General features: G+C 65.4%; 14 protein-coding genes and 1 tRNA gene. 2 read left to right on the top strand and 13 right to left on the bottom strand.

Translation table 11 applies throughout. The features are described from left to right. Positions 1 to 28: 28 nt before the first annotated feature. From AC6LJY_RS22645 to AC6LJY_RS22695, 11 genes are all read right to left on the bottom strand, one after another. Positions 29 to 1,021, bottom strand: a complete 993-nt coding sequence (locus AC6LJY_RS22645) for a Bug family tripartite tricarboxylate transporter substrate binding protein (protein ID WP_120153628.1) — start codon at positions 1,019 to 1,021, stop codon at positions 29 to 31. A gap of 160 nt (positions 1,022 to 1,181) precedes the next feature. After that, positions 1,182 to 2,096: a LysR family transcriptional regulator gene (locus AC6LJY_RS22650; protein ID WP_046806592.1), complete on the bottom strand. Its 915-nt coding sequence runs from the start codon at positions 2,094 to 2,096 to the stop codon at positions 1,182 to 1,184. Between the two features lie 11 nt (positions 2,097 to 2,107). After that, the gene (locus AC6LJY_RS22655) at positions 2,108 to 2,992 is read right to left on the bottom strand and encodes an alpha/beta hydrolase fold domain-containing protein (RefSeq protein ID WP_314365218.1); all 885 of its coding nucleotides are present in this window, start codon (positions 2,990 to 2,992) and stop codon (positions 2,108 to 2,110) included. Then, on the bottom strand, positions 2,985 to 3,746 hold the full coding sequence (locus tag AC6LJY_RS22660) for a GntR family transcriptional regulator (RefSeq protein WP_498136817.1): 762 nt from the start codon (positions 3,744 to 3,746) through the stop codon (positions 2,985 to 2,987). Before AC6LJY_RS22660 ends, AC6LJY_RS22655 begins: the two co-directional genes overlap by 8 nt. Before the next feature lie 74 nt (positions 3,747 to 3,820). Beyond that, on the bottom strand, positions 3,821 to 4,513 hold the full coding sequence (locus tag AC6LJY_RS22665) for an ABC transporter ATP-binding protein (RefSeq protein WP_046806594.1): 693 nt from the start codon (positions 4,511 to 4,513) through the stop codon (positions 3,821 to 3,823). Further along, positions 4,500 to 5,270, bottom strand: coding sequence for an ABC transporter ATP-binding protein (locus AC6LJY_RS22670; RefSeq protein ID WP_498136811.1), 771 nt, complete (start codon positions 5,268 to 5,270; stop codon positions 4,500 to 4,502). Before AC6LJY_RS22670 ends, AC6LJY_RS22665 begins: the two co-directional genes overlap by 14 nt. Continuing rightward, positions 5,260 to 6,246 carry a branched-chain amino acid ABC transporter permease gene (locus AC6LJY_RS22675; RefSeq protein WP_046806596.1) on the bottom strand — a complete coding sequence of 329 codons (987 nt, stop codon included), beginning with the start codon at positions 6,244 to 6,246 and terminating at the stop codon, positions 5,260 to 5,262. The genes AC6LJY_RS22670 and AC6LJY_RS22675 overlap by 11 nt, the downstream gene beginning before the upstream one ends. Continuing rightward, positions 6,243 to 7,157, bottom strand: coding sequence for a branched-chain amino acid ABC transporter permease (locus AC6LJY_RS22680; RefSeq protein ID WP_046806597.1), 915 nt, complete (start codon positions 7,155 to 7,157; stop codon positions 6,243 to 6,245). Before AC6LJY_RS22680 ends, AC6LJY_RS22675 begins: the two co-directional genes overlap by 4 nt. Further along, positions 7,154 to 8,347 (bottom strand): ABC transporter substrate-binding protein, encoded by a 1,194-nt coding sequence (locus AC6LJY_RS22685; RefSeq protein WP_498136812.1) that lies wholly within the window; start codon positions 8,345 to 8,347, stop codon positions 7,154 to 7,156. Before AC6LJY_RS22685 ends, AC6LJY_RS22680 begins: the two co-directional genes overlap by 4 nt. A 48-nt stretch (positions 8,348 to 8,395) precedes the next feature. Then, positions 8,396 to 9,307 (bottom strand): fumarylacetoacetate hydrolase family protein, encoded by a 912-nt coding sequence (locus AC6LJY_RS22690; protein WP_120153622.1) that lies wholly within the window; start codon positions 9,305 to 9,307, stop codon positions 8,396 to 8,398. 90 nt (positions 9,308 to 9,397) lie between these two features. Continuing rightward, positions 9,398 to 10,522, bottom strand: coding sequence for a cupin domain-containing protein (locus tag AC6LJY_RS22695; RefSeq protein ID WP_314365231.1), 1,125 nt, complete (start codon positions 10,520 to 10,522; stop codon positions 9,398 to 9,400). A 196-nt stretch (positions 10,523 to 10,718) separates the two neighbouring features. Between AC6LJY_RS22695 and AC6LJY_RS22700 the strand changes: the two genes are divergently transcribed. After that, the gene (locus tag AC6LJY_RS22700) at positions 10,719 to 10,964 is read left to right on the top strand and encodes a hypothetical protein (RefSeq protein WP_006217094.1); all 246 of its coding nucleotides are present in this window, start codon (positions 10,719 to 10,721) and stop codon (positions 10,962 to 10,964) included. A 259-nt stretch (positions 10,965 to 11,223) separates the two neighbouring features. Here AC6LJY_RS22700 and AC6LJY_RS22705 read toward each other — a convergent pair whose 3' ends face one another. Further along, entirely contained in the window at positions 11,224 to 13,311 is a 2,088-nt protein-coding gene (locus AC6LJY_RS22705) for a TonB-dependent siderophore receptor (protein ID WP_498136813.1), read from the bottom strand. A gap of 299 nt (positions 13,312 to 13,610) precedes the next feature. Continuing rightward, a tRNA-Arg gene (locus AC6LJY_RS22710) sits at positions 13,611 to 13,685 on the bottom strand. Positions 13,686 to 13,916: 231 nt separating this feature from the next. On the opposite strand from AC6LJY_RS22710, the gene AC6LJY_RS22715 reads away from it, so the two are divergent. Further along, a partial coding sequence (locus tag AC6LJY_RS22715; protein ID WP_498136814.1) for a c-type cytochrome occupies positions 13,917 to 14,531 on the top strand: 615 nt, incomplete at its 3' end.

A 14,531-nucleotide genomic window follows, 5' to 3' on the forward strand; every position in this document is an offset into this window, starting at 1 on the left:
GTGCTGGGGGCCGATTACTGGGGGTCGATCACTGCGCTTCGATCTTGGCGGCCTTGACCAGCGCGCCGTACTTCTTGGTTTCTTCGGCTTGGTAGGCCACCAGGTCGACGCCCGGCTGGGCCACTTCGCCGCCCGCCTCTTGCATCTTCTTGCGGAACGATTCGGACTTCAGCGTTTCGTCCAGCACGGTACGCAGCTTTGCCACAACCGGCTCGGGCAAGCCGGCGGGGCCGTACAGCGCGAACCACAGGTTGATGTCGACGGATTCAAAGCCGGGCGTGGCGGCCAGCGGCGCGATTTCCGGCGCGGCCGGCGAACGCTTGTTCTCGGTCAGGCCCAGCGCCACGATGTTGCCGCTGCGCACTTGCGGCAGGCCCGAGGACAGCACCAGCATGCCGTAGTCCAGCTGGCCGCTCATCAGGTCCGTCACCAGCGGCGACACGCCGCGATACGGCACGTGTTCGGCGCGCGTGCCAGTGGCCTGGTTGATCATTTCACCGGCCAGATGCAGCGTGGTGCCCACGCCGGACGAGCCGTAGTTGAACGTGCCCGGCTCTGCGCCGCGCAGCTTTTGCAGGTAGTCAGCGGCCGTCTTCACGCCGGAATTCTTGCTGGCCGCCAGCAGCATGGGCTGCGAGGCCACCAGCCCCAGGGCCGTGAAGTCCTTGGCGCTGTCGTACTTGACCGCCGTGTTGATCATGCGGGCAATCACCATTTCGTTGGTGGAGCCCAGGAAAATCGTGTAGCCGTCCGGCGCGGCGCGTGCCACGCGCTGAGCGCCGATGGTGCCGCCTGCGCCGCCCACGTTTTCAACCACGACGGTCTGGCCCAGGCGCTTGCCCAGCTCTTCGCCCAACAGGCGCGCCGTCAGGTCCAGGCTGCCGCCGGCGGGATAGCCCACCACCAGCGACACGCTGCGGGCCGGGTAGTCGGCGGCGAAGGCGGCCGGGGCGGTTGCCACGGCCGAGGCGGCACAAAACGCAACAAGCGCTGCGCGCAGCGGATGCAGTACGGACTTCATGTTTTCTTCCTTGGGGTGCTGAGGGGTGGACGGCGTGGCCGTCTCGTTGGAGGTATAGGCTGGTATTTTCGCGGCGGCCGTGTGACACCGTCGTGCCGAAACGGCACATGCCCGTGCTTATCCTGCCCAGCCTGCAAGCTTGCCTGGCACGATGCCGGCCTCAGGCCTTGCGGTTCGCCGTGGCCTCCCAGGCCGCTTCCGCCAGATCCGTCAGGCGCGCGCGCGGCCGATACAGCCGCACCTCGAAGGCGATCTCTTCGCTGCGCCCGCCCAAGGCCACCAAGGCGCCGCGACGGCAATCGGCCGCCACCATCGACCATGGCAGCCACGCCACGCCCAAGCCCTTGGCCACCGCGCCATGCGCCGCGTCCAGCGAGTCGCTGCGCACGAACGGCGTCAACGCGTACGGCGTGGTTTCCAGGCGGTCGCCCACGATGCGTTCCATTGCCAGCCCGCCCGTATAGGTGATCAGCGGCACGGCAGGGCCGCCGTCTTTCAGCGCGTAGCGAGCGCGGCCGCGCGCGTCCGCCTGGCTGACGGGCACCAGCTTGTCGGTGGCCAGCGTCATGTAGCGATAACGCGCCGGGCTCAGCGGCACCGACAGCGCCGGGTGTTCGTAGCAGCACAGCAAGTCCACCTTGCCCTGCTCCAGGCGCACCACCAGGTCTTTTGCCTGGCCCGTGGACAACTCAACCTGCGTGCCTTCGGTCAGCACCTTGGGCGCGCGGTGACGCAGGCGCGCGATCCAGTCGGCCACCAGCGTACGCGCCAGGCTGCGGCCGGTTGCGATGCGCAGCACCGCCTCGCCGCCCGCGCCCGAACTGCGGATGCGATGGCGCACCAAACCCATCTGTTCGACCACCTGCGTGGCCGTCTTGAGCAGCGCCTCGCCTTGCGCGGTCAGCGTCACGGGCAGGTGCTGGCGTTCGACCAGCGGCGCGCCCGCCCAGGCTTCCAGCGCGCGGATGCGCCGGCCGAACGCGGGGTGCGTCACATGGCGCAGCTCGGCCGCGCGCACGAAACTGCCCGTGCGCGCCAGCGCGATCAAGTCTTCCAGAAGTTTCAGGTCCGCCATCTGCAACGCCGTCAGCGATCGGCCAGCCCCATCATCGCCAAGGTGGCGCGGGTGAGCGGGCTGTCCGCGTCTTCCAGTTCATTGACCAGGTCGAAGTGGTTGCAGTGCGGTGTGGCAATGCGCGTGGACGCAAGACCCGCCGCGTTCCAGGCGGCTTCAAATGCCGCCGTCTGGTTCTTGAAACCCTGCGTCTCCAGCCCGCCGACCGCCAGCAGCATCGGGCCGGCCCGCTCGGGCAGGTTGAAGATGGGGCTTTGATGCGCGGCCTGCTCGGGCGTCAATCGCAGCCAGGTATTGGGCAGGATGTCGCACAGCGGGCGCAGGTCGAACAGGCCGGACAAGGCCAGCGTGCCCTTGATGATGTCGTCCGGCACGCCATAACGCGCGGGCCAGCCGGGCGCGACCAGCATGCCGGCCAGATGCCCGCCGGCCGAGCTGCCGCCCACGTAGATGCGTTCCGGGTCCACCCCATAGGCCGCCGCGTTCTGGTACAGCCAGGCCACCGCGCTACGCACTTCGCGCACCACTTCGCCCAGGGTGGCTTCGGGCACCAAGGTGTATTCCAGCGTGGCCACGGCTGCGCCCGCCGCGTTGAAGGCCTCGGCCATGACCGGCGCGTCTTCCTTGCGCTGGGCGCGCCAATAGCCGCCGTGAATGAAGACGAACACCGGCGCCGGCGCGCGCGACGCGGCAGGCAGGAACAGGTCCAGGCGTTCGTCCTGGCCCATGCCGTAGCGCAGGTCCAGCACGGCGGGGCGGCGCGAGCGCACGCGCGCGGACGACTCCGCGTAGCGGCGCACGCAGGCATCAAAGTCCGCCACCGATTCACGCGCGTTGTATTGCACCTCGCGTTCGGCGATGGTGGGAAAGAAAAGGTCGATGTCGGGCTTATGCATGTCGTGCCTGGGGGTCGGGCTGTGAAATGATCCGTTCGATGAATTGCGCGGTCTTGCGGTAGTGCGCGGCCAGCATGGCCACCGAGCGCTCGGCGTCGCGGGATATCGCGGCGTCCAGCAGCTGGCGATGCTCGTCGTCAACGTTGCGCTCGGGCCCGTAGGCGGTGGCGCCCGCGCGCGCCGGGCGCCGGTAGCGTTCGGTTTGCGCATACAGCTGGGTGGACAGGTCCAGCAGCCAGTGCGAGCGGCAGGCGCCGATCAAGGCGTGATGGAAATCCAGGTGGCGGGCTTCCAGCAGTTCTTCCAGTTCGTCGGACGGCGCGGGGCCCTGGCCCGCGCGCTGGGCCGCCAACGTCAGCGCGTGGTACGCGCCCACCAGCCGCGTTTCCCAGGCGTCGTCCGCGTTGGCCAGCGACCGCCGCAGCGCGTCGCAGTCGATCAGGATGCGGGTTTCACAGGCGTCCCACATTTCGTCGACCGACAAGGGCGCGATGCTGAACCCGCGCGACGTGGTGTTCACGACCATGCGTTCGCTGCGCAAGCGGTTCAGCGCTTCGCGGATCGGCGAAAAGCTGCTGCCGTAGCGCTGCCGCAGCAATTCCAGCCGCAGCGACTGGCCGGGCGCGAAGGCGCCGCTCATGATGTCGCGTCGAAGCAGGCGGTAGACCTGCTCGGACAGCGTGATGTCTTCAACGTCGGCGTTCCCGTCCGATCCGGGATCGTCCTGGCGGGAAGCTTTGATTCTTGGCTTCAACATGCTCTCCAGATGTCAGCGGCGCGTCCGCCGATCCGCGCACAGGCGGCTCATTCTACTCGCGCGCGGCGGCCTCATATTCCCAGATAGCGCTGCGCCAGCTCGGGCTGCGCCGACAGCTCGGCCGGCTTGCCCGACCAGGCCACGCGGCCCTTGTCGACGATGTAATGGCGGTCGACCAGCGTTGCCATTTCGGGCAGGTTCTTGTCGATGACCAGAATGGTCTGGCCTTCGGACTTCAATGCCCGCAGGCACCGCCAGATTTCCTGGCGGATCAGCGGCGCCAGCCCTTCGGTGGCTTCGTCCAGGATCAGCAGCTTGGGGTTGGTCATCAGCGCGCGGCCCACCACCAGCATCTGCTGTTCGCCGCCCGACAGCGTGCGCGAGGACTGCGCGCGCCGCTCTTTCAAGCGCGGAAACAGCGTGAACACGCGGTCCAGGTCCCAGCCGCCCGGCGCGGCGCGCGCGGTGGCCACCAGGTTTTCCTGCACCGTCAGCGACCCGAACACCCGCCGCCCTTCCGGCACCAGCCCCACCCCCAGGCGCGCGACCGTGCTGGGCGCGGACCGCCCCAGCGTCTGCCCCCGGAACTGCACCGCGCCGCCGGTAGCCGGCAGCATGCCCATCACGGTCTTGACCGTGGTGGTCTTGCCCATGCCGTTGCGCCCGATCAGCGAAATGACTTCGCCCTCGCTGGCTTCGAACGACATGCCGAACAGCACCTTGCTGGACCCGTAGCCGCCCGTCAGGCCGTCAACCTTCAACATGTTCTTCTCCCAGGTAGGCCGCGCGCACCTCCGGATGGCGGCGCACCTCGTCGGGCGGCCCGCTGAACACCACGCGGCCGTAGACCAGCACGCTGATGCGGTCGGCCAGCGCAAAGACGGCGTCCATATCGTGTTCCACCAGCAAGATGCCGTAGTCGCCCTTCATGCCTTGCAGCAGCCGCGTCATGCGGGTCGATTCCTCGGGGCCCATGCCGGCCATTGGCTCGTCCAGCAGCAACAGCCGTGGCGACCGCGCCAGCGCCACCGCCAATTCCAGCTGGCGCTTTTCACCGTGCGCCAGATCGGCGGACCGAACATGGCGGCGCTCGGCCAGGCCCACGTGCGTCAACCACTGCATGGCTTCGGCTTTCAAGCCCGCGTCGCGGCGCGGGTCGGACCACGCGCCGAACGCGCGTCCGCCCTTGAGCATGCGCGACAGGATCACGTTTTCCAGCGCGGTGTATTCGTGGCAAAGCTCGGTGATCTGAAACGACCGCCCCAGCCCCAGTCGCGCGCGTTCAAACGCACGCAGCCCGGTGACGTCGCGCCCGTCCAGATGAATGGTGCCGGAATCGGGCCGGATTTCGCCGCAGATCTGCGCGATCAGCGTGGACTTGCCCGCGCCGTTGGGGCCGATGATGGCGTGGATCTCGCCGGCCCGCACGTCCAGGTCCACCCCATTGGTGGCCACCACCGCGTCAAAGGCCTTGCGTAGTTGAGTCAGCCGCAACAGGCAGTCTTGCGCGTCAGTCGGCATGGCGAGTCTCCAGCAATTTTCCGAACAAGCCCTTCTGGCCCCACAGCACCACCAGCACCAGGATCGGCCCCATGTACAGCAGCCAATGTTCGGTCAGCGACGACAGCATCTGTTCCAGGCCCAGGAACACGGCCGCGCCCGCGATCGGCCCCAGCAGCGTGCCTACACCGCCCAGTATCACGATCGCCATCAGTTCGCCGGACTTGGTCCACGCGGCCATGTCGGGCGTAACCAGCCCGGCGTAGTTTGCCCACAGCACGCCCGCCAGCCCGGTGCCCACCGCCGACAGCACAAACGCGCTCAGGCGATACGGCGTGGGCGCCACCCCCAGGTTCAGGGCGCGCCGTTCGCTTTGGCGCAGCGCCTGCAACACCATGCCGAAGCGCGAATTGGTGACGCGAATGCACAGCAGCGTCCACGCCGTCAGCAGCGCCAGGCACACGTAGTAAAAAACCAGCGGGCTTTCCAGGTTGATGCCAGGCAGCACATTGCGCTGCGGAATCATCAGCCCGTCGTCGCCCCCATAGAATTGCAGCGACACCAGGATGAAATACACCATCTGCCCGAATGCCAGCGTAATCATGATGAACTGCACGCCGCGCGTGCGCAGTGCCAGGTAGCCGAACACCCAGCCTGCCAACGCGCACACCGCCAGCGCGATGGGCCACACGACCAGCGCGGCATTGCTGCCGGCCCAGCCGAAGATGGGCCCCGCTTCGGCCGTGTGAAACGCGATGATGCCCACCGCGTACCCGCCCAGGCCGAAGAACATGGCGTGGCCGAAACTGACCATGGCGCCGTAGCCGATCACCAGGTCGAGGCTGACGGCGGCCAGGCCGTAGATCAGAAACCGCGTCACCACGCCGATCAAGAAGGGCGAGCCCGACGCCAGCGCCCCGGCCGGCAGCAGGATCAATACCGTCAGTCCGGCCAGGCCCCAGCGGGCGCGATTGGAAAGTGTCTTTGCCATCATCATCCTCGCGCCGGGAACAAGCCACCGGGCTTGGCGATCAGCACGATCGCCATCAGCACATAGATACTGGCCGACGCCATGCCGGCGGCCAAGGGGTCCGCCGTGGCGGGCGAGAACATCTTGGACAGCAACTGCGGCAGAAACGCACGCCCCAGACTGTCAACCATGCCCACCAGCAAGGCACCCGCCAACGCGCCGCGCACCGAGCCGACCCCGCCAATCACGATCACCACGAACGTGGTGATCAGGATGCGTTCGCCCATGCCGATTTCCACGGCCAGCAGCGGCGCCGCCATCACGCCCGCCAGGCCGCACAGCAACGCGCCCAGGCCGAACACCAGCGTGTACAGCTTGCGGATGTCCACGCCCAGCGCGTCGACCATTTCGCGGTCATCCGCGCCCGCGCGGATCAGCATGCCGATGCGGGTGCGGTTGACCAGCCACCACAGCCCCACCGCCACCAGCGCGCCGATGGCGATGAACGACAGGCGGATCACCGGATACTGAAAACCGGGCGCCAGCGTCACCGCGCCTTCCAGGAAAGACGGGATGCCCACCAGCGGCGGGCGCCGGCCAAAGATCAGGCTGACGGCCTCGTTCGAAAACAGCAGCAGCCCGAACGTGGCCAGCACCTGGTACAGGTGATCGCGTTTGTACAGCTTGCGGATCACCAGCACCTCGACCGATATGCCGTACAGCCCCGCGCCCAGCAACGCGGCCAGCACGCCCGCCAGAAACGAACCCGTGGTGCCGATGGCGTAGGCCGCGCAGTACGCACCCACCATGTAGAAGGACCCGTGCGTCAGGTTCACCACGCCCATGATCCCGAAGATCAGCGTCAGCCCGGCCGCCAGCATGAAAAGCATGGCGCCGAACTGCAAGCCGTTAAGCAGCTGTTCGAACAGAAGCGTCATGATGGCAACTTGCAGAATTGGGCATAGGCGTCCTTATCGTCGGCCACCAGCTTGCGCACCTGATGCGGCGCCAGCACACCCGCGCTGTCCTTCTCGATGCGCATCAAGTACAGGTCCTGAATCGGATGCTGGTTGGTGTTCATGCTGAACTTGCCGCGCAGCGACGTGAAGTCGGGCTTGCGCAGCGCGGCGCGAAAGGCGTCCGCCTTGGACAAGTCGCCACCGGTGGCTTTCAGGCCCACGCCGATCAGCTGCGCGGTGTCGTACGCCTGCATCGCATAGTCCGTCGGCACGCGGCCGTAGGCATCCTTGAAGGCCTTCACGAAGGCTTGCGATGGCGCGTTGTCAAAGTCTTGCGACCAGATGCCGGTGGTGTACGAGCCCAGCGATGCGTCGCCGGTGGCCTGGATCATGCGCGCGTCCATCGAGAAGCTGGGCATCAGCATCGGGATGCTTTTGTTCAGACCCGCCGCCGCGTACTGCTTGACGAAGTTGATGCCGGTGCCGCCCGGGTGAAACTGATAGATGGCATCGGGCGATAGCGAGCGCACACGCGCCAGCTCCACCGAAAAATCCGATTGATCCAGCTTGGTGTAGATCTCGGCAACCACTTCGCCCTTGTAGGTGCGCTTGAAGCCTTCGATGGCGTCGCGGCCCGCCTGGTAGTTGGGCGCAAGCAGCACCACGCGCTTGTAGCCCAGTTCATTGGCCGCCACGCCGCCCGCCGTGTGGAAGGCGTCGTTCTGGTAGGACGCCACGAAATAATTCGCGTCGCATTTCTCACCGGCAAAGTTCGATGGCCCCGGGTTCAGGCTGACGTAGAACCCGCCCGACTTCACCACGCTGGGCACGACGGCGGCCAGCACGTTGGAAAAGTTGACGCCGGTAAAGAGCTTCACGCCCGACTGGATCAAGCGGTCGGCCGCCTGCTTGGCGTTGGCGGGCTTCAGGCCGTCGTCTTCAATCACCAATTGCACCGGCACGCCGCCCAGCTTGCCGCCGCCCTGCTTGATGGCCAGGTTGAAGGCATCGCGCTCGTCCTCGCCGATGTAGCCGGCCGGCGTGGACAAGGTGGCGATGAAGCCGATCTTGACGGGGTCGGCGGCGCGCGCGGCGCTCATCGACAAGGCCGCGCCCAGCGCGACGGACAACGCGGCGGCAATGCCGCCCAGTTTCTGCTTCTTGATCATGTTTTCCCCTTGAAGACTGCGTTGCCCGCCTCGTCGGCCGGGCGTGAGCTAGACCGCCACGACCGGATGGCGCAACGTGCCGATGCCTTCCACGCACGCCACCACCACGTCGCCCGGCCACAGCCATTCCTGCGGCTTGCGGCCCGCGCCCACGCCTTCGGGCGTGCCCGTGGCGATGATGTCGCCCGGCTCCAGCGTGATGCCGGCGCTGATGTCCGCAATCAGGAACGGCACCTTGAACAGCATGTGGCGCGTGTTGGATCCCTGCTTCTTTTCGCCGTTGACTGTCAGCCACAAGTCCAGCACCTGCGGGTCGGGAATTTCGTCGGCGGTGACGATGCACGGCCCGAAGGGCGCGTAGGTGTCCTGGCCCTTGGAATAGATCCATTGCCCGGCGCGGCGGCAATCGCGCGCGCTCATGTCCAGCATGACGCTGTAGCCGAATACGTACGACAGCGCATCGGCCTCGGCCACGCGCGAGGCGCGACGGCCCATGATCACGGCCAGTTCCACTTCCCAGTCCAGCTGCTGCGTGATCTTGGCGTTGTGCTCGATGGCCTCGCCCGGGCCGATGACGGTGGTGGGCGGTTTGGAGAAGATCACCGGCTGCTTGGGCAGGTCGGCCGACGTGTCCAGCGTGCGGCTGGATTCGGCCACGTGTTCCACATAGTTCAAGCCGATGCCGAAGATGTTCTTGCGCGGGCGCGGAATGGGCGCCAGCAGCTTCACGTTTTCCTGCGGCAGCGCCGTGCCCACGGGCCATTCGCCGCGATAGGCATCCATCAGGCGGCTGGCCTGCGACACGGCCACCGGCCCCAGGTCGATAAACGCCAGCATGTCGTCGGGTAGGTCCACCCCGCCCGCCTCGCCCAGCAAGGCCAGGTCGATTACATAGCCGTCGGCCAGCGCGCCAAGCCGGGCGGCGGCGGTGGGATGAGCACGAAAAGTCACCAAGCGCATAGGAACTCCATAGATTCAAGACGTGTTGAGCCAGACGCGCGGGCCAGACCCGCGCGGCGGATGAAAATTCGATGTGAAGGTGGGGCGGCGCTAGATCAGGATTTGATGGCCGTCGTTTTCCTTGACCGCTTCTTCGCGGTACAGCCCCAGCGCGCGCATGACGGGCAGGTCGTTGAAACAGAACAGGCAGGCGTCATCGTTGGAAGACAGGTTGACGTGTTCGTGGATGGCCCAGGACGGTACGCAGAAGATGTCGCGTTCGGTCCAGTCATAGCGCTTGCCGTCGATGAGGCAATAGCCGCTGCCCTTGGCCACTTGGTAGATGAAGCTGCCGGTATGCCGATGCGCTTTGGTGTGTTCGCCCGGCCGCAGCAATTGCATGCTGGCGCCGATGGTCGGCATGACGGGGCCGCCGGTGGCGGGGTTGACGTAGTCAAGCAGGATGCCGTCGAAGGGGCTGCCGGCGGTGGTGCGGGCGTAGCGGCGCAAGGCGTCGTAGGTGGGTTCCCATTCGTACTTGAACAGGGGCGAATAAGGTTTCGTCCAGCCGGATACCTGCGGGCGCAAGGCGGCGTTGCCCCAGGCGGCGCTAGTGTCGTCCACGGGATAGGTCACGGTCTGGTTCAGGTCGGGGTGCACGGCGTAGAAGCCGGCTTCCAGCGCGTTGACCAGCGGGATATCCAGGCCGTCCTGCCAGATGCAGGTGGTGCCGTCTTCGGCCACGCCGTGCTCATGCCAGGTGCCGTTGGGCGTCAGCACGAAGTCGTTCGCGCCCAGCGTCATCTTGTGGCCGTCCACGACGGTGTACGCGCCCTGCCCTTCCATGATGAAACGCAGCGCGGAATGGGAATGCTTGTGGGCCGAGGCCAGCTCGCCAGGCTGCATCACTTGCAGACCGGAATACAACCAGCCCACGGCGGCGGCCACATCGCGTCGGCCGGGGTTGTTCAGATAGATGACGCGGCGGCCCGCTTCTTCAGGCGACACCAATTCGGCCGACCGCAGTACATGTCCGCGCAAGTCCCGGTAGCGCCACACCACCGGCACCGACGCCGAGCGCGGCGCCCAGGGCTCGATCTTGTTCGCCACGGTCCACAAGGCGCCGGTTTCCAGGCGGGCAAGCTCCTGGTAATAGGCGATGCGTTCGGGCGAATCGGCCACATTGGCGCGGCCTGCGGTGTCTTCTCGATAGGCGTCGTACCGGTTCGCTTCCATCGCTGCCTCTTTTATAAAACCGTGAAGATTTTCGAAAATAATAGAGGTGGCAGGAAATCGGGGCAACGATTGCGCGCTAGGGGTTTTCCCGCCGCGACAGAATTAGTTGGTGTGACGCCTCGAAATGCTGTACAAAAACACAGTGCGACGTGATACATTTCGCTCGCCCAAAAAACTGTCGTCCAGGGAGAATCCTGTGTCAGAAGCCGCTCATCTTGTTCAGTACATCGTCGTTCCCTATCGCGCCGCCGCCAACGGCGTGGCGCCTGGGGAAATCCGTCCGGCCAGCAGCGAATTCGGCGCCATCCGAATCGCTAATTCGATGGCGTCCAAATTCGCGGGGGTCGCGGCCTACGAAGTGTGGATAGACAAAGAAACCGGCGATATGGAATCGCCGCGCATCCTGACGCAAATCGGCACGGTGCCGTCGTTGGATGATTAAGGCGGTCCGTATCGCCACGCCCGCCGTGGCAACGTCTGGCCACGAGTCGGCAACGCGTCGATTTCTTTGACGCGTTGCCCGACTCCGGCGTCATGGCGTGCGGCGTCCTTGCCCGGGAAAGCGCTGGGCCAGCGCGCTGGATAAGGCGCGCTGCATAAGGCGTGCGTCATGGGGCGTGCGTCATGGGGCGCACGTCATGGGGCGCACATCATGGGGCGCGCACCCTCTGGCCCGCCCCATGACACGCGCGCGCCCCGCCTCAATACGTGTAGCTGACACCCAGTTGCGCGGTGCGCGGCGCGCCGGGATATACGTAGGTATTGAACGCGCCTTCGTCGTAATTGCGGTTGAACACGTTCGTCACGTCCAGATTCACCCGCAGGTTCTTGTTGACCTGGTAGAAGCTGTACAGGTCCACCGCCACATAGGCGCCCATGTTGTAGGAAGACGCCACGGTCTGGCCGGCGCGGTCATCCACATAGCGCACGCCCGCGCCCAGGCCCAGGCCACGCGCCGGGCCCTCGTGGAATTCGTACATGTTCAACAGGCTTAGCGTGTTGCGCGGAATGTTCGCCAGGCGCGTGCCACGCGGCAGCGTGTTGTCTTCCGTGACCTTGGCATCCACATACGAATAGCCGCCAATTACCCGCCATTCACGCGTGATATTGCCCGCCACGTTCACATCGATGCCACGGCTGCGCACCTTGCCCGCCGCCACGCGGTAGGTCGGGTCGGCGGGGTCTACCGTCAGTACGTTTTTCTTGTCGATCTGGTAGGCGGCCACGTCGACGCTCAGGCGGCGGTCCAGCAATTCCCATTTAGCGCCTACTTCAAATGACTTGCCCTGTTCGGGATCGAACCCATTGCCTTGCCGGTCGGCGCCCGTGTTCGGCTTGTACGAACGCGCCGTGTTGGCGTAGACGGCCAGCGTGTCGGTCAGGTCGTAGATGACACCCAAGCGCGGCGTGACGGCGGTATCCGTGGTGCGCCAACTGGCGCCTGCGGGCAGGCGGTCGCGGTAGGTGTGCTCAAAGCGTTCAAAGCGCAGCCCGGCCAGCACCTTGAAGCGGTCGGTCAGCGCGACTTGGTCCTGCACGAAGGCGGCCCAGGTCTTGAGATTTTCCTTGTCGTGCGTGGTGATGCGCGTCAACGCGGGGCGTGGCTGGCCCAGCACAGGGTCGTACAGATCGATAGGATAAGCGGCGGCGCCCGCGGCCGAACGCCGGATGATGGACTGGTAATCGTAGTCTTCGACTTCGATGCCGGTCAGCAGCGTGTGGCGCAGGCCGCCCGTATTGAAGTTGCCGGTCAGGTTCAATTGGACGTCGCGGTCCGTCCAGTCCAGCTTGCGGTAATTGAAGTTGCGGCCCAGCGTGCGGCCGTCGGCCTGCAAGGCGTTCGCTTCCACAGCGTTGCCTTTCAGCGTGCCGTCCAGCCATTGCGCGCCGCCGCCCAGCTTCCAGTTGTCGTTCAGCGCGTGTTCGAAGCGCAACTGCACCACGTTGTTGTCGTTGTGCAGCTTGTTGTCGGTGCCTGTCTCCCAGACGTTGGTGTCGCGCGAGGCGCGTTGAGTCTGGTTGGGATAACGCGTCAGGCCACGGTCCAGCGGATGGTTGTTGCGCATCACCTCGGCTTCGAGCGTGATGCGGGTGGCGGCGCTGGGTTGCCAGCTGATCACGGGCGCAATGCCATAGCGTTCGGTGCTGACGTCATCACGAAAACTGTCGCCGCCTTCGGCCAGCGCATTGATGCGATAGGTCAAACTGCCGTCGTCATTGAGCGCGCCGGTAGTGTCGATAGTGGCGCGGCGCATGCCGTGCGTGTCGACTTGCGTGCCCACGGTTACGCGCGATTCCGCCTCGGGCTGCTTGGTCACCACGTTGAAGGTACCGCCGGGGTCTCCCCGGCCGTACAGGCTGGTGTTGGGCCCCCGGATGACTTCCAGCCGTTCAAGCGTGTAGGAGTCAGGCGCGTTGGGATAGCCGCGATTGATGGGAAAGCCGTTGCGATAGTACTCACCGGTGGTGAATCCGCGCACGGTGACGGTGGTCAGCCCCTGCCCGCCGAAGTTGTTGGCGCGGCCGACGCCGCCGGCGTAATCCAGCACTTGTTCCAGGCGGGTTGCATTGGTGTCTTCGACGACGTCGCGGGGCACCACGGTGATCGATTGCGGCACGTCGTGCAGCGCGGTGTCGGTACGCGTTGCGCTGAGCGAACGCGTGGCCCGATAGCCGATCACCGGGCCATCGGCACGCTCGGCATCGCCGTAGACACTGACCGCCTCAAGCTGAACGGGTGATGTTGTGCCGGCTTCGTCGGCCACCGCCAGCGGAACCGCCGTGTTCAAAAGACATGCTGAAAAGATGACGCGCCGCATTCCAAGATCCGAGAATTTTTAAGTGGCGCGATCTTACTATCGATGAAATCGATTCGCATTCTCAAAAATGTAATGGGGCGTGATGTCCACTTTTCACAACATGGCAACGGGCCGGATGCGTGGCATGTGCGGCATTGCGGCATTGCGGCAGTGGCAGGCAGGCAGGAGGCAAGCGTACGAAAGCCGGGATGGAAAATTGCGAGGGGGGGTAAAGCGGCGGGAAAGGCGAAGGGGGTACTGCGCAAGTACACAAGCACTGTGCACTTTGATGGTGCGCCCGACAGGAATCGAACCTGTATCAAGAGCTTCGGAAACTCTCATTCTATCCATTGAACTACGGGCGCAGCGCAAGGAGGCGACATTGTACCTAGTTTTCGATAGGCTGCATGAAGTGGGTCAAATCTTCCGCCAATCTCATCGAAAACCCGGTCAGATGCATTGGACGCTCGTCCCTGACACCGTTATATAATCCAGCGTTTGCTTGCAGGCGGATGCCCGACTTGTCCGCCGATTTGTGCAGTTACTGATTTTCTGTTGCCGCCGCCAGGCGCCCCACCCGTTAGCAGGATTTGGTCATGAGCAACGAGCAGGAACACATAGAAGAGCACTCCTCCCCCATCAAGACCCCCAAGCAACTGGTCGTCACGATCGTCCTGTCTTTCGTGATCCCCATCGCCATCATCATTCTGCTGGTGAACATGGTGGTCTCCGGTACCAAGACCGGAGCCGGCTCGGATTCCCTGTCCCCTGAAGCGGTCACCAAGCGCATCGCCCCGGTTGCGGGGTTCGAGCTTGTGGACGCCAACGCGCCCAAGGTCTTCAAGACGGGCGAGCAGGTCTTTGCGGCGGTCTGTACGGCCTGTCATACCGCCGGCGTGGCCGGTGCACCGAAGGTGGGCGACAACGCCGCCTGGGCGCCATTCATCAAGTCGGGCTACGACACCATGTTGAACGTGGCCTTGCACGGCAAGGGCGGCATGCCGGCCAAGGGTGGCAACCCGACGCTGTCCGACTACGAAGTGGCGCGCGCGGTGGTCTATATGGCCAACAAGTCGGGCGCCTCGCTGCCTGAACCCGCCGCTCCGGCGGAAGAAGGCGCCAAGAAGGAAGCGGACGCCGCCCCGGCGACGGGCACAGCCTCGGCTGCCACAGCGCCGGCAGCCGCAGCGCCGGCTGCCGGTGCTGCGGCT

It is taken from the genome of Achromobacter sp. RT286_PF, from assembly GCF_059760425.1.